The 19,469-nt window shown below is 55.4% G+C and carries 24 protein-coding genes and 1 other RNA gene; 17 read left to right on the forward strand and 8 right to left on the reverse strand.

The features are described 5' to 3' along the window. The first annotated feature begins 136 nt into the window (after positions 1–136). From ilvB to BLW10_RS08575, 13 genes are all read left to right on the forward strand, one after another. Positions 137–1,900: a biosynthetic-type acetolactate synthase large subunit gene (gene ilvB, locus BLW10_RS08515; protein WP_091333894.1), complete on the forward strand. Its 1,764-nt coding sequence runs from the start codon at positions 137–139 to the stop codon at positions 1,898–1,900. A gap of 21 nt (positions 1,901–1,921) precedes the next feature. Continuing rightward, positions 1,922–2,413 carry an acetolactate synthase small subunit gene (gene ilvN, locus BLW10_RS08520; RefSeq protein ID WP_091333895.1) on the forward strand — a complete coding sequence of 164 codons (492 nt, stop codon included), beginning with the start codon at positions 1,922–1,924 and terminating at the stop codon, positions 2,411–2,413. Between the two features lie 170 nt (positions 2,414–2,583). Next, positions 2,584–3,600 (forward strand): ketol-acid reductoisomerase, encoded by a 1,017-nt coding sequence (ilvC, locus tag BLW10_RS08525; RefSeq protein ID WP_177169031.1) that lies wholly within the window; start codon positions 2,584–2,586, stop codon positions 3,598–3,600. A 129-nt stretch (positions 3,601–3,729) separates the two neighbouring features. Next, positions 3,730–4,059: a type II toxin-antitoxin system RelE/ParE family toxin gene (locus BLW10_RS08530; protein ID WP_091333899.1), complete on the forward strand. Its 330-nt coding sequence runs from the start codon at positions 3,730–3,732 to the stop codon at positions 4,057–4,059. Further along, positions 4,049–4,360 carry a helix-turn-helix domain-containing protein gene (locus BLW10_RS08535; protein WP_091333900.1) on the forward strand — a complete coding sequence of 104 codons (312 nt, stop codon included), beginning with the start codon at positions 4,049–4,051 and terminating at the stop codon, positions 4,358–4,360. Before BLW10_RS08530 ends, BLW10_RS08535 begins: the two co-directional genes overlap by 11 nt. Before the next feature lie 6 nt (positions 4,361–4,366). After that, complete coding sequence (gene ybgC, locus BLW10_RS08540; protein ID WP_091333902.1) at positions 4,367–4,798, forward strand: tol-pal system-associated acyl-CoA thioesterase; 432 nt, start codon at positions 4,367–4,369, stop codon at positions 4,796–4,798. Beyond that, positions 4,798–5,472 carry a protein TolQ gene (tolQ, locus tag BLW10_RS08545; protein WP_091333904.1) on the forward strand — a complete coding sequence of 225 codons (675 nt, stop codon included), beginning with the start codon at positions 4,798–4,800 and terminating at the stop codon, positions 5,470–5,472. Before ybgC ends, tolQ begins: the two co-directional genes overlap by 1 nt. Positions 5,473–5,493: 21 nt before the next feature. After that, positions 5,494–5,934, forward strand: a complete 441-nt coding sequence (gene tolR, locus BLW10_RS08550; RefSeq protein ID WP_091333906.1) for a protein TolR — start codon at positions 5,494–5,496, stop codon at positions 5,932–5,934. A 2-nt stretch (positions 5,935–5,936) separates the two neighbouring features. After that, on the forward strand, positions 5,937–7,046 hold the full coding sequence (gene tolA, locus BLW10_RS08555; RefSeq protein ID WP_091333908.1) for a cell envelope integrity protein TolA: 1,110 nt from the start codon (positions 5,937–5,939) through the stop codon (positions 7,044–7,046). Positions 7,047–7,082: 36 nt separating this feature from the next. Beyond that, positions 7,083–8,357 carry a Tol-Pal system beta propeller repeat protein TolB gene (gene tolB, locus BLW10_RS08560; RefSeq protein ID WP_245709255.1) on the forward strand — a complete coding sequence of 425 codons (1,275 nt, stop codon included), beginning with the start codon at positions 7,083–7,085 and terminating at the stop codon, positions 8,355–8,357. A 59-nt stretch (positions 8,358–8,416) separates the two neighbouring features. Continuing rightward, entirely contained in the window at positions 8,417–8,935 is a 519-nt protein-coding gene (pal, locus tag BLW10_RS08565; RefSeq protein WP_091333913.1) for a peptidoglycan-associated lipoprotein Pal, read from the forward strand. Between the two features lie 26 nt (positions 8,936–8,961). After that, the gene (gene ybgF, locus BLW10_RS08570; protein WP_091333937.1) at positions 8,962–9,795 is read left to right on the forward strand and encodes a tol-pal system protein YbgF; all 834 of its coding nucleotides are present in this window, start codon (positions 8,962–8,964) and stop codon (positions 9,793–9,795) included. Next, a complete protein-coding gene (locus BLW10_RS08575; RefSeq protein ID WP_091333914.1) occupies positions 9,792–10,235 on the forward strand; it encodes a hypothetical protein in 444 nt (147 codons plus the stop codon). The genes ybgF and BLW10_RS08575 overlap by 4 nt, the downstream gene beginning before the upstream one ends. Positions 10,236–10,262: 27 nt before the next feature. Here the strand turns inward: BLW10_RS08575 and yihA are convergent, their stop codons facing one another. From yihA to BLW10_RS08615, 8 genes are all read right to left on the reverse strand, one after another. Then, entirely contained in the window at positions 10,263–10,901 is a 639-nt protein-coding gene (gene yihA, locus BLW10_RS08580; protein WP_091333916.1) for a ribosome biogenesis GTP-binding protein YihA/YsxC, read from the reverse strand. Positions 10,902–10,912: 11 nt separating this feature from the next. After that, entirely contained in the window at positions 10,913–11,404 is a 492-nt protein-coding gene (gene moaC / locus BLW10_RS08585; RefSeq protein WP_091333918.1) for a cyclic pyranopterin monophosphate synthase MoaC, read from the reverse strand. A 108-nt stretch (positions 11,405–11,512) separates the two neighbouring features. Continuing rightward, entirely contained in the window at positions 11,513–12,061 is a 549-nt protein-coding gene (gene ppa / locus BLW10_RS08590) for an inorganic diphosphatase (protein ID WP_091333920.1), read from the reverse strand. 78 nt (positions 12,062–12,139) lie between these two features. Further along, positions 12,140–13,393, reverse strand: a complete 1,254-nt coding sequence (locus BLW10_RS08595; RefSeq protein ID WP_091333922.1) for a 6-phosphofructokinase — start codon at positions 13,391–13,393, stop codon at positions 12,140–12,142. Between the two features lie 43 nt (positions 13,394–13,436). Continuing rightward, positions 13,437–14,693, reverse strand: a complete 1,257-nt coding sequence (locus BLW10_RS08600) for a UbiH/UbiF/VisC/COQ6 family ubiquinone biosynthesis hydroxylase (RefSeq protein WP_091333923.1) — start codon at positions 14,691–14,693, stop codon at positions 13,437–13,439. Continuing rightward, on the reverse strand, positions 14,686–15,918 hold the full coding sequence (gene ubiH, locus BLW10_RS08605; RefSeq protein WP_091333925.1) for a 2-octaprenyl-6-methoxyphenyl hydroxylase: 1,233 nt from the start codon (positions 15,916–15,918) through the stop codon (positions 14,686–14,688). Before ubiH ends, BLW10_RS08600 begins: the two co-directional genes overlap by 8 nt. Before the next feature lie 6 nt (positions 15,919–15,924). Further along, positions 15,925–17,232, reverse strand: a complete 1,308-nt coding sequence (gene pepP, locus BLW10_RS08610) for a Xaa-Pro aminopeptidase (RefSeq protein ID WP_091333927.1) — start codon at positions 17,230–17,232, stop codon at positions 15,925–15,927. Then, the gene (locus BLW10_RS08615; RefSeq protein WP_245709257.1) at positions 17,229–17,774 is read right to left on the reverse strand and encodes a UPF0149 family protein; all 546 of its coding nucleotides are present in this window, start codon (positions 17,772–17,774) and stop codon (positions 17,229–17,231) included. Before BLW10_RS08615 ends, pepP begins: the two co-directional genes overlap by 4 nt. 152 nt (positions 17,775–17,926) lie before the next feature. Here BLW10_RS08615 and BLW10_RS08620 point away from each other — a divergent pair, with 152 nt between their 5' ends. From BLW10_RS08620 to BLW10_RS08635, 4 genes are all read left to right on the forward strand, one after another. Beyond that, positions 17,927–18,136 carry a TIGR02449 family protein gene (locus BLW10_RS08620; RefSeq protein ID WP_177169029.1) on the forward strand — a complete coding sequence of 70 codons (210 nt, stop codon included), beginning with the start codon at positions 17,927–17,929 and terminating at the stop codon, positions 18,134–18,136. Beyond that, the gene (locus BLW10_RS08625) at positions 18,133–18,534 is read left to right on the forward strand and encodes a cell division protein ZapA (RefSeq protein ID WP_091333930.1); all 402 of its coding nucleotides are present in this window, start codon (positions 18,133–18,135) and stop codon (positions 18,532–18,534) included. Before BLW10_RS08620 ends, BLW10_RS08625 begins: the two co-directional genes overlap by 4 nt. Positions 18,535–18,548: 14 nt before the next feature. Beyond that, positions 18,549–18,735, forward strand: a non-coding RNA gene (gene ssrS, locus BLW10_RS08630) — 6S RNA. 14 nt (positions 18,736–18,749) lie between these two features. Next, a complete protein-coding gene (locus tag BLW10_RS08635; protein ID WP_091333932.1) occupies positions 18,750–19,358 on the forward strand; it encodes a 5-formyltetrahydrofolate cyclo-ligase in 609 nt (202 codons plus the stop codon). Positions 19,359–19,469: the final 111 nt, after the last annotated feature.

A 19,469-nucleotide genomic window follows, 5' to 3' on the forward strand; every position in this document is an offset into this window, starting at 1 on the left:
CGCCGATCCCTGTAACGTCAACCTCTTTTTCAATTTCTAGTCTTCGTGCGCTCCCGTGTTCCCGCTGCCGTCGGCGTTTAGCCACCGACGCGCTGGCGGCATTCCAGCGAGCAGACCGAAGCGGAGGTCGCTCAAGGTGTCACTGACTGCTGCACAACCGGACGGAGCCGCGCCGGAACTGAGCGGGGCGGAGATCGTCATTCAGGCGCTGGTTGACGAGGGCGTCGAGCTGGTTTTCGGCTACCCGGGCGGCTCGGTGCTACACATCTATGACGCCCTGTTTCAGCAGGGATCGCTCAAACACATTCTGGTGCGTCACGAACAGGCCGCCGCACACGCTGCCGATGGCTATGCGCGGGCGACTGGTAAATGCGGCGTGTGTCTAGTCACTTCGGGGCCGGGCGCGACCAATGCGGTAACCGGTATCGCCACCGCGTATATGGATTCAATTCCGCTGGTGGTGCTGACTGGACAGGTGCCCACGCCCTTTATTGGCAGCGATGCGTTCCAAGAAGTTGATACCGTCGGTATTACGCGCCCCTGCGTCAAACATAATTTTCTCGTCAAAGATGTGCGCGATTTGGCGCTGACCATTCGCAAAGCATTTCATATTGCCACAACCGGACGACCCGGGCCGGTGGTCATTGATATTCCTAAAGATGTTACTGATCCGAATAACAAAATTCCTTATATTTACCCGCGTGAAATTAAACTGCGCTCTTATAATCCAGTCGAAAAGGGGCATTTAGGACAAATTCGCAAAGCCGTTGATTTAATGCTTGCGGCCAAACGCCCAGTGTTTTATACCGGCGGTGGCGTGGTGCTCGGTGATGGCGCGGCGCAATTAACTGAATTAGTCAAAGCAACGGGCTTTCCGATTACTAGCACCCTAATGGGGCTAGGCGCATTTCCGATGACCGATCCGCAATTTCTCGGTATGTTGGGAATGCACGGCACCTATGAAGCGAATATGGCCATGCACGAAACTGACGTGCTCATTGCGATTGGCGCACGTTTTGATGATCGCGTCACCGGTAAAATTGAGCATTTCTGTCCACATGCGCAGATTATTCATATCGATGTTGATCCATCTTCGATTGCCAAAAATGTCAAAGTCGATGTACCGATAGTTGGGCAGGTCGCGAATGTGCTCGCGGATATGTTGCGGCTCTACCGCGAGCAACAGCCGAAAGCGTCCGCGCCAGCAATTCAAGACTGGTGGGCAAAAATCCGCGATTGGCGGGCGCTGGATTGTCTCAAATATCCGACCAATACCAACGCCATTAAGCCACAGTTTGCCGTTGAAACCCTATATAAAGTCACAGATGGCGAGCTGTATTTAACCTCTGATGTCGGACAGCATCAAATGTTTGCCGCACAGTTTTATCCATTTGATAAACCGCGTCGCTGGATCAATTCGGGTGGACTCGGTACCATGGGTTATGGTTTACCGGCGGCAATTGGCGCACAGTTAGCGCATCCCGAAGCGCAGGTCGCTTGTATTTCGGGCGATGCCAGTATTTTGATGTGTATTCAAGAATTGGCGACCTGTCAACAATATCGATTGCCAATTAAAGTCATCCTGCTTAATAATGGTTATATGGGCATGGTACGCCAATGGCAGGAATTATTTTATGAGAGTCGCTATTCGCATTCTTATGTCGATGCGTTGCCCGATTTCGTAAAATTATCTGAGAGCTTCGGTCATGTCGGAATGCGCGTGGAGCGACCCGAACAATTAGAAGACGCAATGCGCGAAGCCTTTGCCATGCGCGACCGCTTCGTGTTTATGGATGTGATCGTTGATCCAACCGAAAACGTTTATCCAATGATTGCTGCTGGCAAAGGTCATCACGAAATGCAGCTTTCGCCGAGCCATGCTGCCCGCGAACTGGCTTGATTTGTTGAGGAATTTTCGCCCATGAGACACATCATCGCCGTGTTGCTAGAGAATGAAGCGGGCGCACTGTCGCGTGTCGCTGGATTGTTTTCAGCTCGTGGCTATAATATCGAATCATTGACAGTCGCTCCGACTGATGATCCCACGCTCTCGCGAATGACGCTGGTGACTACCGGCAATGATGAAATCGTCGAGCAAATCAAAAAGCAGTTAAATAAGCTTATTGATACCGTTAAGCTCGTCGATTTATCAGAAGGCGATCATATCGAGCGTGAAATGATGATGGTCAAGGTGCGTGCCGAGCGTCCCGACCGCGAAGAACTCAAGCGGTTAGTGGATATTTTTCGCGCCAAGATCATTGACGTGACCGACGTGAGCTATGTCATCGAATTGACTGGCGCGTCGCGTAAACTCGATGCCTTTATTGATGCGCTGCCAGACGGTTTGATTATTGAAGTCGTGCGCTCTGGCCCGACGGGAATTGCCCGTGGCGCTAAAGGGCTGACGCTTTAGTTGATTTCGCCTGTTCTGCGCAGAATAACATAACAGAATGAACAGAATGTTTTATAGAGTGACAGGATAAACTGATTCCTGAATCATCTTGTTCGTCCTGTTTTAATTCTAGCGCCCAACCCTCTGTTAATAACCCGCTCCATCTCATAGTTAGGATTTCACGCATGACCATCAATGTGTATTATGACAAAGACGCCAACCTTTCGCTGATTCAAGGGAAAAAGGTGACCATCGTTGGCTATGGCTCGCAGGGTCACGCTCACGCCAATAATCTCAAAGATTCCGGCGTGTCTGTCACGGTAGCACTGCGTCCAGGTTCGGCATCAGCAGCAAAGGCGACTAATGCCGGTCTGACCGTTGAACCGACTGCTGAAGCTGTTGCTGATGCAGATGTGGTGATGATTCTTGCTCCGGATGAGCATCAGGCTGCTATTTACCGTGATGATATCGCGCCGAATATTAAATCCGGCGCAGCATTGGCATTTGCGCATGGCTTTAATGTGCATTTTGGCCAAATCATGCCGCGTGAAGATCTTGATGTCATTATGATTGCCCCCAAAGGGCCGGGGCATTTGGTGCGCTCGACCTATACCCAGGGTGGCGGTGTGCCGTCATTGATTGCAGTGCATCAGGATGCGACCGGTCAGGCGCGTGACATTGCATTGGCGTATGCATCAGCGAATGGCGGTGGTCGCGCTGGAATTATTGAAACTAATTTCCGCGAAGAATGCGAAACCGATTTATTTGGTGAACAAGCAGTTTTGTGCGGCGGTTTGACTTCGCTGATTCAGGCTGGTTTTGAAACCTTAGTTGAAGCTGGTTATGCGCCAGAAATGGCCTATTTCGAGTGCTTGCACGAAGTTAAGCTGATTGTTGATCTGATTTACGAGGGCGGCATTGCTAATATGCGCTACTCGATTTCCAATACCGCTGAATACGGTGATTTAACCCGTGGCCCGCGTGTCATTACGGCAGAAACCAAAGCTGAGATGAAGCGCATTTTGACCGAAATTCAAACTGGTCAGTTTGCAAAAGAATTCATTTTGGAAAATCAGGCCGGTGCTGCGTCGATGAAAGCAATGCGACGCTTGGGTGCAGAACATCAGATCGAAGACGTCGGCGAGCGGCTGCGCGAAATGATGCCGTGGATTCGTGAAAAGAAGCTGGTTGATAAGACCCGCAACTAATCCCTTCCACAGCAGTATTGCTTGATTTCAGTGACGAAGCTTCAGTTTCGTCACTGAAATGTTATTTGAAACATCCTCTTTCTTTATCAGCCAGTTGCGTAAAGTTAGCAAATACGCTAACATTTTAATATGAAATGGACTGTCAATTATTTCAATGAGCGTGTGCGGCGTGAGATCACGGAATGGCCAGTTGGTATTTATGCTGATTTTCTTCGCATTGTCTTGTTAATGGAAGAACATGGTGCTGATTTACGGTTACCCCATTCTCGTGCTTTGGGCCACGGACTCTTTGAGCTACGCTGTAAAGGTCAAGAAGGAATTGGTCGGGTATTTTATTGCACGATGATCGGGCGTCAGATTATTATTTTACACAGCTTTATTAAGAAAACGCAGGAAATTCCAGCCAGTGAATTACAAACTGCCCGCAAACGACTAAAAGAAGTGATGTATGAACACTGAACACTTCAAGCCGATCCGTCTTGATACTCAAGCCGAGCTAACCCGCGCTATGCAGCAGCCTGCATTTAAAGCAGCGTGGGATGAATTAGAAGAAAGCTATTCAGCACTCAATGAACTACTACGAGCACGAAAACAAGCTGGTTTAACACAGGAAGAAGTTGCTGCCCGCATGGGAACGACTAAAAGTGCAGTATCACGTTTAGAAGCCTCTATTCGTAACGAAAAGGGCTCTCCCTCATTCGCAACGCTGCGCAAATATGCTCATGCGTGCGGCAAGCAACTGATTATTAAGCTAATTTAAGAATCAATGGAAGCCTCAAATACCCGATCTTGGTTTGATTGGCCGGTGCGGATTTATTACGAAGACACCGACGCCGCTGGGATTGTTTTTTACGCAAATTATCTCCGCTATATGGAGCGCGGTCGTACTGAATGGTTGCGTACTCTCGGATTGGAGCAAGATCAGTTACGCGCTGAACAGGGCGTAGTTTTTGCAGTGACGACAGTGAATTTAAATTATCTCACTCCGGCGCGCTTTAATGATCTGCTTACAGTGCGTTCAAGTTTGACGCAACTTGGCGGTGCCAGTCTCGAATTTGAACAGCATATTCTGCGCGTCAGCAATCAAGCAGTATGTTGTCGCGGTATGGTGAAAGTCGCCTGTCTTGATGCGATGACTTTGCGCCCGCGTCGATTACCACTTATTTTAGCGGCAACGATTGGAGGCCCAGATTACTGATGACCACCGATCTGTCTTTATTTGCGCTGATTCTTGATGCCAGTCTGGTCGTGCAATTGGTGCTATTAGTGCTGGCTGCTGCGTCGCTGATTTCTTGGTCAATGATTTTGGATCGTGCTTATATCATTGGACGGGCGCGTAAGCGTGCAAATCGATTTGAGGAGCAGTTTTGGTCGGGCGATGATTTAGCGGCGCTGTATAAAGAATTGAGTCAAGATGAACCAAGCGGGCAGGGATTAGCGGCAATCTTTCGCGCTGGTTTTAAGGAATTTGTGCGCTTGCGCAAAATTGAGGACAGTGATACGCAATTTGTTTTGCAAGGGGCCGAGCGTTCAATGCGGGTTGCATTAAGTCGGGAAATGGATCGACTCGAAACACATTTAGCGTTTTTAGCAACGGTTGGTTCGACCAGTCCTTATATCGGGTTATTTGGTACGGTGTGGGGCATTATGCAATCATTTCATGCGTTGGGAAATGTTGAGCAGGCAACATTGGCGCTGGTTGCACCGGGGATTTCAGAAGCATTGATTGCAACCGCAGTGGGGCTATTTGCCGCGATTCCCGCTGTTGTCGCCTATAATCGTTATGCGAATCAAGTCGAGCGACTGAATAATCGCTACGAAGAATTTATCGAAGAATTTGCCACACTGCTCCAACGTCAGGGGCGCGGTTAAATTGAGCGGAGGCGGTTATTTATGCTAAAACACAGCCGCCGCACGCACCGTCGGTTAATGGCCGAGATTAACGTTGTGCCCTATATTGACGTAATGTTGGTGCTGTTAGTTATTTTTATGGTGACGGCACCCTTGATTACCAGTGGCGTCAAAGTGAATTTACCGCAAGTCAAAGCAGGTGGGATTACTGGGCCAGCAACTGAATCCGTAGTGATTACCGTCGATCAAGCTGGTGCATATTATTTAGATATTGGTGCAGAAAAAGAGCAGCCGGTTACTGATAAAGTGCTATTTGATCGGTTGCGTGTGGTGCTTGATTATCAATCCGATACGCCGATTTTAGTGCGTGCGGATAATTATGTTGATTATGGTCGCGTGGTGCGAGCAATGGCGATTGCCCAAAAAGCCGGTGCGCCCGAGGTCGGATTGATTACTGTGCCGCCGGAGCGCCGCGAGCGTTAATAATGGCTGAGAGCCTGCGTGTTCATCGCGGCGCTTGGTATGGGTCGCTTGCGCTGCATGTGCTGTTTGCGCTGGTGTTTTTGGTTGGCGTTGAGGCGCTTAAACCAATGCCAGAGACTGGATCGCCAGCGCGGGTCATTCAGGCAAATTTAATCACGGATCGTGCAATAGGAACGTTGGTTGCGGATTTAGAAACGGACACGGCAATTGCGCCGGAAGTATTTGAACCGGCTAAACCTGAATTTGAATCTGAACCTGAATTAGAGCCGGCGTTAATCCCCGAACCGGAACCGTTTACGCCCGATTTAGCTGAAGCGCAGCGTTTGGCGGCGGAATTGATCACGCAGGAAGCGGCGCAACGCGAATTTCAAGAGCAGAAGCGTGCAGCCCAGCGGCTCGCTGCCGAGCAGGAAGCCGAGCGTCAGCGTCGTGCCGAGGCGGAAGCTCGCGCACAGGCTGAGGAGCAGGCGCGGCGTCAAGTGGAACGTGAACGTCAACATGCTGAGGCCGAGCGGTTGGCGCAGGAGCGAGCGGAGGCCGAACGTCAACGCGCTGCACAGGAAGCGCGACGCTTGGCGGCTGAACGCGAGCGTCAGCGCCGTCAGGAGGCGGAGCGACGGGCAGCGGAAGCGGCACAGCTTGCAGCAGAATTAGAACGTGCGCATCAGCAACAGCTTGCTGAAGAGGCGGCGCAGTTAGTTAAAGACGAGGAGCAGCGGTTAGCTGAGGATTTATTACAGGAACAATTACTTGCAGAAGCGGCGCAGCTTCGCACAGAAGAACGAATAAAAAAACCGAAAGTGCGTGGTAATCAAGGAGCTATCACCGAAACGACTAGAGAATATCAAAATATGATCGGTGAGTATGTTGAGCAATATTGGATTAGACCGGCTGAATTAAATCAAGAGATACAGTATGAAGTGATTGTGCTGGTGCGGTTGACGCAAAGCGGCGATCTGATTGACGCAAAAATTATTCAAAGTAATGGAACCCATCTTTTTGAGCAGTCGGTGCTGGCAGCGATCAATAAAGCAGGGCGTTTTCCGGTTCCAGATGGCCCAGAGTTTGAGAATTTTCGACAATTCAAATTTAAATTCAAACCCCGGAGATAATGCGCCATGACTTTAAGCAAGTTTCGATGGGTTAGAATGATTGCTTGTATCATTGTTTTTCTGCCAATTTATCCCGCTTCAGCACAATTAACAATTGAAGTGACCGGCGGCATCGAAGCCGCGCAGCCGATTGCTATTGTCCCCTTTGGTCTAACCGAAGGGCTGATTCCGCCGGTCGATGTGGCCGCCATTATCAGCGCCGATCTGGCCCGCACCGGCCGATTTAAGCCGATGCCCACCCGCGACATGCTCGACCTGCCGACCACCCGCGAAGCGGTCGATTTCCGCGATTGGAGCTTGCTAGGCATGAACAATCTGGTGATCGGGCAGATCGAACCCGATCCCAGCGGCTACCGCATCAGTTTGACGCTGTTTGATGTCTTTCGCGGCACTGAACTGGTCAGCTCAAGCCGCGTGAGCACCAAAGAAGCACTGCGCCTGAACGCGCATTATCTCGCTGACGAAATCCACGAAAAGCTAACGGGACAACCCGGCGTGGCCGCGACCCGCATCGCCTATATCACGTCCAGCGGCAGCGGAGCCAAGCAAACCGTTACGCTGCGTGTGGCGGATGCTGATGGGCATAATCCACAAACCATTGTTGCGGCAGCCGAGCCGTTGATGTCGCCGGCTTGGTCGCCGGACGGCCAGCGGCTCGCCTATGTTTCGTTGGAGAACAAACGCGCCGCGATTTATATTCAAGAACTGACCTCAGGGCGGCGCGAGCTGGTCGCCAGTCATCCGGGCATCAACGGCTCACCGGCCTTCTCACCCGACGGGACACAGTTGGCGCTGACGCTCTCAAAAGACGGCAATCCTGAGATTTACCGCCTCAACTTGCTCACCCGCGAACTCGTCCGCCTCACCGATCACTACGCGATTGACACCGAACCGGCGTGGTCGCCGGATGGACAAGCACTGATTTTCACCTCCGACCGCGGTGGTAGTCCGCAGATTTATCGCATGGCGGCAAGCGGCGGGCCAGCCGAGCGCCTGACCAGCGACGGCGATTACAATGGTCGTGCGTCCTACGCGCCGGATGGCCGCTCAATCATTCATGTTACGCGCATCAACGGTGCATTTCGCATCGCGTTGCTGGATTTAGAGCGCCGCGTCACGCGCTTGCTCAGTCGCGGCGATCTCGATGAATCGCCTAGCTTTGCCCCAAATGGCACGATGGTGATTTATGCGACGATTCACGAGGGACGCGGCGTGTTAGCGACCGCCGCACTCGCGGGCGGTGGCACCCAGCGATTTAGTCAAGATTCTGGCCAAGTACGCGAACCAGCTTGGTCGCCGTTAAAACGGTGATCGCCAATCGCTGGAAGCTGAATCGCTGACCGCTTTTTCATTCAGGAGACCGATTTGCTATGTTTAGCCCCCGCACCGCCTTACTCCTGATTCTGCTCGGCGCTGGACTCAGCGGCTGCGCGACCCCACCCAAGCCTGTCGCTGCCAAACCTGTGCCCACCCCACCACCCCAGACCCGCGAAGCCCCGCCGCCGCCGGTCGAAGTCACCCGCCCGACCTATGCCGGCCCCTGGGAAGACCCGACCAATCCGCTCTATCAGCGCACAATTTATTTCGATTACAACACCGCCGAACTCAAACCCGAATCTGTCGCCTTGATGCGCACCCATGCCCGCTATCTCGGGGCGCAAAGCAAGCGGCGCGTGACACTCGAAGGTCACACCGACGAACGCGGCACCCGCGAATACAATCTTGCCCTCGGCGATCAACGTGCCGAAGCCGTGCGCCGCTTCATGCTGGCCGAAGGTGTGCCGACCGAACAACTGACAACCCTCAGTTATGGCGAAGAGCGCCCCGCCGATGCCGGACATCGTGACGCAGCGTGGCGATTGAATCGCCGCGTGATGATTCAGTATTAACCGCTTAAAAAAATCAGGTAATGACCATGCTGTCGTCTGTTCTGATTCGCGCACTGCCGACCCTATTGATTGTGAGCAATGTGTTTGCGCCGAGTCTTGCAAGCGCAGACTCTGACCTCGCCGGGCGCGTCGGGCGTCTGGAACGCATGTTAGAGAATCAAAGCGGCTCAGATTTGCTACTGCAAATGCAGCGCTTGCAAAGCGAAATGCAGGAATTGCGCGGCATGGTCGAGCAACAGCGGTTTGATGTCGAACGCTTGCAGCGCCAACAACGCGACCAATTTCTCGATCTGGATTCACGCCTGAGCGGAAGCGGATCAGCGCCAACCGCGCCAGCAGCTACCGCGCTGCCGACGATTTTGGATGAATCGACGGAGATTACCGCGCCCTCAACGCCGGTTACGCCTAGCGTACCGGCAGCGGGTGGAAATGGCATTCCCGCGCTGCCGACGCCGGAAATCGTTGGGGCCAGTGAGCGCGATTTATATGCGCAAGCCTTTGAGCAGCTTAAAGCGCGGAATTATCCCGAAGCGAAAACAGCATTGAATGCGCTATTAACACGTTATCCGCAAGGTGATTATACGGATAATGCGCGTTATTGGCTCGGCGAAACCTATTATGTACTGCGCGATTATCCGGCGGCGCTCGATGAATATGAGCGGTTAATTCAATTGCATCCGACCAGCGCCAAAGTGCCCGGAGCTTTGCTGAAAATCGGTTTTATTCAATACGAGCAACAGGCATTAGAACAAGCCCGCGCTACACTTCAGCGCGTTATTCAAGACTATCCGAATAGCACCGAGGCGCGGTTAGCGCAAGGGCGATTAGAGCGCGGGACAACTGGGGCGGCAACGCCATGATTGCTCGGCATGCCCGGTTGCGGATAGCGCGGAATTGGCGATTTGGATTCAGTAGCAGTCTGGTACTGTTGGTGCTGCTGGGCTGTAATCCGGTCAAACAGGATCATTTAACGGATACGCTGCAAAAAGCAACCAGCGGTTATCAAAATGCGTTGCGCTGGGGCTATTTTGAAAATGCCTATGGCTATTTGCATCCCAAACAGCGCACGCAGGCATTAACCGCTGAAACCTTTAAGGGTTTACGTCTGACCAGTTATGATGTGATTCAGCCGCCAGTGATGGATGCGACAGCGGAAATGGCGCTGCAAGTGGTGGTAATTGACTATTTGTACGATGATCGTCAGGTTGTTAAATCGCTGAAAGATCAACAACGCTGGCGCTATGATGCGGCACAAAAAACTTGGTGGCTTGAATCTGGCTTGCCAGCGTTTAAACGCTGAATGCGCTGCAATCAGACCTCAAGCGATTCATTCAACGCCCAACCACCGATCTAAAATCCCCTGTACTGCCACGACCCCTTGACGCTCGGGCGCTGAAAATAATTCCACAGTCATTTCAGTTGGCCCGCCGCGCACCGCTCGCTCAACCGCTAATCGCGCCGCCTGTGCCGCACCGCGTTTGAGTTTATCGGCCTTCGTCAATAATAACAGCATTGCTAATCCTGCTTGCTGTCCCCAGGCTAACATTTGACGATCATAATCGGTCAGCGGATGGCGAATATCCATCACAATTACCAAGCCGACTAATGATTGCCGCGCTTCCAAATACTGCGATAAATGATACTGCCAATCGCGTTTAATCCGCTCTGGAACTTTTGCGTAACCATAGCCGGGTAAATCAACTAAGCGGCGTGTTTCATCTAGTTCAAAGAAAATTAATTGCTGCGTGCGGCCCGGCGTTTTACTGGTTTTGGCTAAAGATTTTTGATGACAGAGCGCATTGATCGCGCTGGATTTCCCGGCATTCGAGCGCCCAGCAAAGGCGACTTCGCGCCCGCTATCCTCAGGCGTGTGCTGCAAGGTGACGGCAGCGGTGAGAAAGTGCGCACCCTGATAGAGCCGATGAAAGCGCGTGGCGTGAGCGGAGTCAGAAGCGGGGTTAGACATGGCGGGCAGATTTAATCCGATGAAGGAGTGGAAGCGGTGCGCGTCCAATGCCCGGAGCGGCCGCCGGACTTTTCGACGAGTTGCACATCGGTGATACACATGCCGCGATCAACGGCTTTGCACATATCATAGATCGTCAACAAACTGATCTGCACCGCGCACAGGGCTTCCATTTCAACGCCGGTGCGTCCCAGCGTCTCGACTGTGGCGCGACACCAGACCGCCGACTCAGCAGCATTGGGCGTGAGCGCAATTTCGACATGGGTGAGGGGCAAGGGATGACAGAGCGGGATGAGATCGGCGGTGCGTTTGGCGGCTAGGATGCCGGCGAGCCGCGCAATGCCGAGGACATCGCCTTTGGCGTGTGCGCCCTGTTCGATGCGCGTCAAGGTCGTCGGCTGCATGAGGATGCGCCCCTCAGCGTGTGCGCGTCGCGCCGTTTCCGGCTTGGCGCTGACATCGACCATGACGGCCTCACCGCTGGCCGTAAAATGCGTCAGCATGGGCGTGCGCCTCGTGAATGCAGGTAGAATCAGGTGGGTTTAGGTGAGAGAAAAGCCGGTCACGTAGCCGGAGCAACGTGACCGGATTCAAACGGAATAACAGCCAGATTAGAACGCCGGTTTTTCCGGTGCATCCTCGAACATCTTGACGCTGGCGAGAATTTCCTGACACGCCTCTTCGCGGTCGCCCCAGCCGCCGACGCGCACCCACTTGCCTTCGTCGAGATCTTTGTAATGCTCAAAGAAGTGCGCGATCTGATCGAGCAGATGTTGCGGCATGTCGCGGAAGCTCTCGACGCTGCGATAACCCTTGTAGAGCGTGTCGAGTGGCAGCGCCAAAATTTTGGCGTCATCACCGGACTCATCGGTCATCTTCAGCACCCCAATTGGACGGCATTTAATCACCGAGCCGGGAATCAGCGGATAGGGCGTAATCACCAGCACATCGACCGGATCGCCGTCTGCCGATAACGTATGCGGGACATAGCCGTAATTGCACGGGTAGTGCATGGCGGTGGACATAAACCGATCAACGAACATCGCGCCGGTGGCTTTGTCCATCTCGTATTTCACCGGCTCAGAATGGGCCGGAATTTCGATGATGACGTTGAGCGCGTAGGGGACATTATCGCCACGCGAAACTTTGGACAGATCCATGCAAAAAAGCCTTATTGGGTGGGTCAGATGATGAAAACAGTCAAGTATAGTGCAACTGAGCGTGATAAATCCCAATGCTTAGAGTGCGAAATCACCCAGCTTGCGGGCCACTGGCGCATTCTTGAGCGTGACATAGCTGGGCAAGCCGTGTTCAAACGGCGGGTAATCTTCACCCTGAATCAGCGGTAATAAATACTGCTTACAGGCTGCGGTGATGCCAAAACCGTCTTCGGTGATGAAATCACGCGGCATGAATTTTTCGACATTGGCGACAGCCGACAGCGGCGCTTCGCCGATCTCCCAGGCATAGGGCGCATCGCTCAGGCGCTTAATCGTCGGCATCACGGCGTTATGACCGGCCAGCGCGAACTCAACGGCAGCGCGTCCGGTCGCATAGGCCTGTTCGACATCGGCTTTGGAGGCCAGATGCCGCGCTGCGCGTTGCAGATAATCGGCAACTGCCCAGTGGAATTTATAGCCAGTCGCGTCTTTAATCATATTGGCCACAACTGGCGCGGCACCGCCGAGTTGCGCATGACCGAAGGCATCGCGGGTGCCCTGTTCGGCCAAAAAGCGCCCGTCGGGATATTTCGCCCCTTCGGAGACGACTACGGTGCAATAGCCGTGCTGTTCGACTTTGGCCTTGACTGCCGCGAGGAAACGTTCGGTATCAAATTCGATTTCGGGGAAAAGAATTAACACGGGGATGGCGTGATCTTCGATCAGTCCACCAGCGGCGGCGATCCAGCCAGCATGACGGCCCATGACTTCGAGCACAAAGACTTTAGTCGAAGTCTTAGCCATTGAGCGCACATCGTAGGAGGCTTCAAGCGCCGAGGTCGCAATATATTTGGCGACCGAACCGAAGCCTGGGCAGTTGTCGGTGATCGGCAGATCGTTATCGACGGTTTTCGGTACATGAATCGCCTGCACCGGATAGCCGAGGCTTTCGGACAGTTGCGAGACTTTGTAACAGGTGTCGGCGGAATCGCCGCCGCCGTTATAAAAGAAATAGCCGATGTTGTGCGCCTTAAATACCTCAATCAGTCGCTCATATTCGCGCCGATTGGCTTCTAGGCTCTTGAGTTTGTAGCGGCAAGAACCGAACGCGCCCGATGGGGTGTAGCGCAGGGCGGCGATGGCTTCAGCAGATTCTTGACTGGTATCGATCAAATCTTCGATCAGTGCGCCGATGATGCCGTGACGACCGGCGTAGACATTGGCAATCTGCTCGGGATGCTGCCGCGCCGTTTCGATCACGCCGCACGCCGACGCATTGATAACAGCGGTCACGCCGCCGGATTGAGCATAGAACGCATTTTTGGCTGACATAAGCACAGAGCCTCGCGGTTGGTTGTCGGATGGTGTCTGGATTTTATGAATCGAAATGATCGGAAAACAGGCGCTGTTGGCTGGCTGATCGCTGGCGGCTGGTGGCTGAGAACTGGCCGCTGAATGCTGACTGCATCATCAGCCGTTTGACGGGTTCCAGATGATCGACCAGATTCAGCCCCAGCCCACGCGCCCGCACAATGAGCGGCTCAGTGTTGCCAAATAGCCGCTTAAACCCATCCATCATCTGCAACATCTGTGCGTTGACGTGACGGCGGGCGCGTTCATAGCGGCGCAGTGTCCAGCGTCCACCGAGTGCGCGTCCGTGCCTGTGAGCCAGCAGGATCGCGGCGGCCAGTTCAGCGGCATCCATGAAACCGAGATTAACGCCCTGTCCGGCCAGCGGGTGAATGGCATGAGCCGCATCGCCAATCAGCGCCAGCGCGGGGCGGATATAGGTTGTCGCGTGTTGTCGCCGCAGGGCAATCGCGGTGCGTGGACTGTCCAGCGTCAGGGTGCCGAGTCGCAGTTCAGAGGCTTCGGTCAGCGCCGCCGAAAAGGCTGCATCATCGAGCGCCAGCAGTTCGCGGGCGCGGTCATCATCGGCTGACCAGACCAGCGAGCAGCGCCCATCGGCCAACGGCAACAGCGCCAGCGGCCCAGTTGGTAAAAATCGCTGCCAAGCCGTGTCACGATGCCAGTCCGTCGGGCGCACCTGCGCGACAATGGCGCGTTGCGCGTACTCAACGGTTTCGGTCTCAATATCGGCCAGTGTGCGCACCAGCGAATCACGCCCATCGGCACCGATCACCAGCCGTGTGGTAAGGGTGCGCCCGTCGGTGAGCATCAACTGCGCTCCGCTGCTATCGGTTTCCAGACCGACAATGCCCGCTGGACAGAGCAGCGTGACCGCTTCGGCATTCTCAAGCTGTTCCCAGAGCACGCGCTGCACGACGCGATTTTCGACGATATAGCCCAAATCCGGTTCGCCGAGGGCTTGACTGTCAAAATGAATCTGTCCGCCGCTCAACGCATCCCAGACGTGCATGGCCTGATAGGGATTGACGCCGAGTTCGCGGATCGATTCCCAGAGTTCCAGCCGCTCAAACAGCCGTTGACTAGCGCGATTGAGCGCCGACACGCGCCCATCAATCGCGCCCTGCGACCAACTGCGCGGCGGTTCTTGCGCTTCGATGACCGCGAGATTCAAGCCGCGACCAGCCAGCGCCAGCGCACAGGTTGCGCCGACCATGCCGCCGCCGATGACGATGACATCAAAATCTGGGCGGGTATTAGGCATGATGCACGTCCAGCGGTAAGCCGCGTGCCAGACGCGGCAACGCGCCATCGAGTCCCATGAAGCGCCGTGCCAGCCGCTGCCGCGCTGTCGGGATGAAATCGACTCCCAGCAAGCCGAGGTTGCGGGCAATCCGCACCGGTCGCCAGGGCACGACAAACAGCCGCGCCAGTGTGTCGGTTAGATAGGCCGTCGTCAGTTGATCGCGGCCCCGCCACTGCGCATAGCTGGCGAGCGTGTTGGGCGCACCAGGATCGCTGCCATGTTGCGCAGCATCGGCCAGCGCATCCGCCAGCGCCGCCACATCGCGCAGTCCGAGATTAAAGCCCTGTCCGGCGACTGGGTGCAGCGTATGCGCCGCGTTGCCGATGAGCACGACACGCTGATGCACGGTCTCGCGCACCAGCTTGAGCCGGAGCGGATAGGCTTGGCGCGGGGATGGCTCGCGTAATTGTCCCAGTCGCCAGCCGAAGCGCGTTTGCAGGCGAGCGATAAATTCCGCATCACTGAGTGCTAGTAATGCCGTCGTCTCGCTCGGCTGACACGTCCACACCACCGAATAACGACCGCCGGGCATCGGCAACATGGCCAGCGGGCCGCTGTCGGTGAAGCGCTCAAAAGCATGACCGACACGCGGGTGCGCTGCCTGCACCGTCGTAATCACCGCATCCTGATTATATTCATGCTCCGTGACCGCCAATCCGAGCCGCTCGCGCACGCCCGAATCTCCGCCATCAGCCGCCACCAGCAGGCGCGTACTGAGCTGTTGGCGCGTATCGCCGTGCTGGAGCGTGCATTCAACGCGATCAGCAAAGACGCGATGATCGAGCAACTGCGCCGGACGCAGTGCCTGAAACTGTGGTGCCTGTTCCAGCGCATCTTGCAGCGCCAACTCCAGCGCCCGCGCTGGGGTGACATAGCCCAGGGCTTCGGCATCGGCTTCGTGACGATCTAAGCGCGTAAATCCGCAGTGCCCGCGCTCAGAGACATGCACCCGCACAATCGGCTCGGCGACCGGCGCAATTGTCGGCCACACGCCGAGACCGCCGAAAATCCGCCGACTGCCCAGCGACAGCGCAATCACGCGCTCATCTAAGCCGGGCAGATTCGGTGCGCGTGCTGGGGTGGACTCAATCAACGCCACGCGCAGTGGCAACTGGCGCAGCGCACAGGCCAGACTGCTCCCGACCAAACCGCCGCCGACGATTACTACATCGAATTGGGTCATCGCGTATCAACCTCGCTGCATCAGTCGTTCAATAGCATCGGGATCTTTGGGCACCGCAGCGGACAGAATCTCGGGGCCGTGTTCAGTGATCAGCACATCATCCTCAATGCGCACGCCAATACCGCGATAGGGTTCCGGGATCGCGGCATCTGGTTTCAGATATAGTCCGGGTTCCACCGTCAGCACCATCCCCGCTTCCAGCCGCCGCCACTCCCCGTCCTGTTTATAGCGTCCGACATCATGCACATCTAGGCCGAGCCAATGGCCGGTACGGTGCATGTAATAGGGTTTGTACGCCTCGTCCTTGATGAGATCTTTGACCTTGCCGCTGAGAATGCCCAGCTCAACCAGCCCTTTCGTCAAGACTTTGACGGCGGCTTCATGCGGTTCATTCCAGTGACGTCCGACCTGCGCCCGTTCAAGCGCCGCCTGTTGCGCCCTGAGCACGAGCGTGTAAATCGTCCGCTGGGCAGCGGTAAAACGCCCATTGACCGGAAAGGTGCGGGTGATGTCCGAGGCATAGCCGTCGAGTTCGCAACCAGCGTCGATCAAGACTAAATCGCCGTCACGCAACGGCGCGGCATTGTCAACATAATGCAGCACGCAGGCCCGTTCGCCACCGGCGACAATGCTCGGATAGGCCAGATGGCGTGCGCCGACTCGGGCACAGTGATGCTGAAATTCCGCTTCTAACTGTGCTTCGCCCATCCACGGACGACAGTGACGCATCAGATGCCCATGCGCCCGCGCTGAAATCTGCGCCGCCCGGCGCATCAGCGCGATTTCTGCCGGACTTTTTATCAGCCGCTGCTCATGCAGCACGGATTCAAGCGTGATAAAGGTCTCGGGTGCGGTCGCGCCGCTACGGGCCTGTGCCCGCACCTGCCGCACCCAGCCCAGTACCCGTGCATCCAGCGCAGCGTCCACGCCAATCGGATAATACAGCTGCTGCCGCCCATCAAGCAGCGTCGGCATCAGGGTATCAAGTTCGCTCAACGGGTGCGCTTGATCGGCCCCGAACTGCGCCAGCGCCCCTTCGACGCCGAGCCGTGCGCCGTCCCATTGCTCGCGCTCAGGATCACGCGGGCGACAAAACAGCACATATTCGCCCTCAGCGCGTTTTGGCGCGATCACCAGCCACGCATCCGGTTCAGGAAAGCCAGTCAGATAACTAAAATCGCTGCTCTGACGAAACGGATAGGTCACATCGCGATTGCGCACGACTTCTGAAGCAGCGGGGAGCATCGCCACTGCCTGCGGGCCAATGGCTTTGGCTAAGGTGCGGCGGCGGCGTTTGTAGTCAGCAGCGGTCATACGGCGGGCGTCTCGGGCGCAACGCGGCGGGCAGGCTGTTCGTGATAAATCAGCATCGCGGCCACGCGGACAAATTCAATCAATTCGGCCAATGCTTGTTCGTTCTCTTCGCTGTCTTCTAAAGCGTCGAGATCCATCTGCGTCAGCGCCACCAGATCGCGCAAAATCTCACGTCCCTGCGCCGACAGCTGCGCATCTGATACGCCAATCAGACCGAGTGCATACAAAAAACCACGTAGCCAATCGTAAAGCCAGAGCGCCCGTTCAGCGAGCGCAGCGCGATCATCCGGTATCGGCAGTTGCACCAGCGCATCAGCGGTTTGAAAATTGCTTAAAATGCTCGTTCCATACTTATGGAGCGCCGATTGCGCCTCAGCACGCAACGCCGCCTCCGCATCCGCTGCTGGCGCAACCTGTGCTAACCAGATTGCGAGCGGTTCCGGTGCGCCGCCGCACAATAGACCGCATAACAGCCCATGCGCTTCGCTCGGTGATGGATGCAGCGGGCCGGCATCAAGATAAGTACACAGATCAGGAGACATCAGGGCGGTTGCAAGCGACATCGCGGGTTGGCAGACAGGATTCAGCGGTCAATGATAGGTTAGATCATAGCACGCTGCCCGAAACACTCGTCCGATTGACCGCCCGCGATGCCCCTTCTATAGTGCGCGGAACTTCAATGGAGTCGCGGATTTTGGCTAATCTTGACCTCGATCAATTTGAGCTTCAATTAAATGCCTTGATCTGCCTAAACGAACAGCTCAAGGAGGAAAACGCCGCGTTGCGTGCCCGCCAAGAGTTGCTCACTGCCGAACGCCACGAGTTGATCGAAAAGACCGAACACGCCCGCCGGCGCATCGAAGCGATGCTGTCGCGGTTGCGTGCGATGGAGGAATATCTGTGATCGAAGAGCCGTTGCAACTGAGTATCAAAATTCTCGACAAGGAGTATCGCATCGCCTGTGAGTTTCACGAGCAAGACGATTTGAAAGCCTCAGCGCGTCTGCTCGATAACCGGATGCGCGATATTCGCCAGACCGGGCGCGTGATCGGCACCGACCGCATCGCGGTGATGGCGGCACTCAATATCGCCTATGACCTCATCCAGCTCCAGCGTGCCCGCTCCAGTCCAGAAGGGGATCTGACGCGCCGTTTGCAGCAGTTACAAAATCGCGTTCAGTCAGCCTTAGCTGGCGATGCGGATGACGAACCAACTGCGCAACAGCCAGCGCACAATCCACCACCGAGTAACACCGAACCGTCCGTCACGTCAAGTCTGGACGCCCCACGCGAAAGGGTATAGCCTGTATCCCAAGACACCCCCTGTAGTGTTCGACAGCGGCCTGGGTATTTTCTTGAGCCTATCGACGACCCCGGGGATATGACCGCAACGCGGTTGTGCATGTCCGCCAGCGAGCGGAAAGCCTGAAGCAGCGCCGAGTGTCCCCACTTGAACCCTACTGGTTCAAGAACGATGGGTTGCACCGGCACCAACGGGGGGTGTCTATCCTACCAAGCGTGTTTTCTCTTCCGTCACTGCGCCAACACGTGCGTGCCACCCGTCGGGCGCTGAGTGCGCGGCTGCAACGGCGTCACGCTGCTGCCCTGATGCGACAGTTACTGCGCAATCTGCGTGTGCGTCGTTCTCGAAATATCGCGCTCTATTGGCCCACCGATGGCGAAATTGACCCGCGCCCGCTGATGCAAGCGGCTGCTGCGCGTGCCAAGCGGTTTTATCTGCCTGTGCTGCATCCACTCAAGCGCCGCCCGTCGGCTGGCGGGGCGCTGTGGTTTGCGCGTTATCGTCCGGGGGAGCGATTGCGACCCAATCGGTTCGGGATTCCTGAGCCGACGCGCCGCGGTGCGCAGTTAATTCGCGTGCGTCAGCTTGATCTGATGCTGATGCCGTTAGTCGGATTTACGACCTCGGGTCAGCGGCTCGGCATGGGCGGGGGGTTTTATGATCGGACGTTAGCCATGCGGCAGCGTTGTCCGCGCTGGCGACGACCCTGGCTGATCGGTGTGGCGCATGACTGCCAGCGGCTCGACCGGCTGGACGCACGTCCCTGGGATGTGCGGCTTGATGCGGTGCTGACTGAATCTGACAGTTACACACGGCTACCATAACCATAATCTATAACGCGGAGCTAAACTCTAGTCTTGCAACTAATGCGTGATCGTGTATTTATAACTCATGGAACGCACTATTTTTACCAGCAAAGCGGCTAGATGTTTCAA

Origin of the sequence: Allochromatium warmingii (genome assembly GCF_900107145.1) — a bacterium.
In the GTDB taxonomy this organism is placed as follows: Bacteria; Pseudomonadota; Gammaproteobacteria; order Chromatiales; family Chromatiaceae; genus Thermochromatium; species Thermochromatium warmingii.

Coding starts and splice junctions, on each gene's coding strand:
- BLW10_RS08600 (WP_091333923.1), bottom strand. CDS start 14,693: ATGCCTAATACCCGCCCAGATTTTGATGTCATCGTCATCGGCGGCGGC.
- ybgF (WP_091333937.1), top strand. CDS start 8,962: ATGCTGTCGTCTGTTCTGATTCGCGCACTGCCGACCCTATTGATTGTG.
- BLW10_RS08595 (WP_091333922.1), bottom strand. CDS start 13,393: ATGTCAGCCAAAAATGCGTTCTATGCTCAATCCGGCGGCGTGACCGCT.
- ilvN (WP_091333895.1), top strand. CDS start 1,922: ATGAGACACATCATCGCCGTGTTGCTAGAGAATGAAGCGGGCGCACTG.
- ubiH (WP_091333925.1), bottom strand. CDS start 15,918: ATGACCCAATTCGATGTAGTAATCGTCGGCGGCGGTTTGGTCGGGAGC.
- ppa (WP_091333920.1), bottom strand. CDS start 12,061: ATGGATCTGTCCAAAGTTTCGCGTGGCGATAATGTCCCCTACGCGCTC.
- tolQ (WP_091333904.1), top strand. CDS start 4,798: ATGACCACCGATCTGTCTTTATTTGCGCTGATTCTTGATGCCAGTCTG.
- tolA (WP_091333908.1), top strand. CDS start 5,937: ATGGCTGAGAGCCTGCGTGTTCATCGCGGCGCTTGGTATGGGTCGCTT.
- tolR (WP_091333906.1), top strand. CDS start 5,494: ATGCTAAAACACAGCCGCCGCACGCACCGTCGGTTAATGGCCGAGATT.
- pal (WP_091333913.1), top strand. CDS start 8,417: ATGTTTAGCCCCCGCACCGCCTTACTCCTGATTCTGCTCGGCGCTGGA.
- yihA (WP_091333916.1), bottom strand. CDS start 10,901: ATGTCTAACCCCGCTTCTGACTCCGCTCACGCCACGCGCTTTCATCGG.
- BLW10_RS08575 (WP_091333914.1), top strand. CDS start 9,792: ATGATTGCTCGGCATGCCCGGTTGCGGATAGCGCGGAATTGGCGATTT.
- ybgC (WP_091333902.1), top strand. CDS start 4,367: ATGGAAGCCTCAAATACCCGATCTTGGTTTGATTGGCCGGTGCGGATT.
- tolB (WP_245709255.1), top strand. CDS start 7,083: ATGATTGCTTGTATCATTGTTTTTCTGCCAATTTATCCCGCTTCAGCA.
- BLW10_RS08530 (WP_091333899.1), top strand. CDS start 3,730: ATGAAATGGACTGTCAATTATTTCAATGAGCGTGTGCGGCGTGAGATC.
- BLW10_RS08615 (WP_245709257.1), bottom strand. CDS start 17,774: ATGTCTCCTGATCTGTGTACTTATCTTGATGCCGGCCCGCTGCATCCA.
- moaC (WP_091333918.1), bottom strand. CDS start 11,404: ATGCTGACGCATTTTACGGCCAGCGGTGAGGCCGTCATGGTCGATGTC.
- pepP (WP_091333927.1), bottom strand. CDS start 17,232: ATGACCGCTGCTGACTACAAACGCCGCCGCCGCACCTTAGCCAAAGCC.
- BLW10_RS08535 (WP_091333900.1), top strand. CDS start 4,049: ATGAACACTGAACACTTCAAGCCGATCCGTCTTGATACTCAAGCCGAG.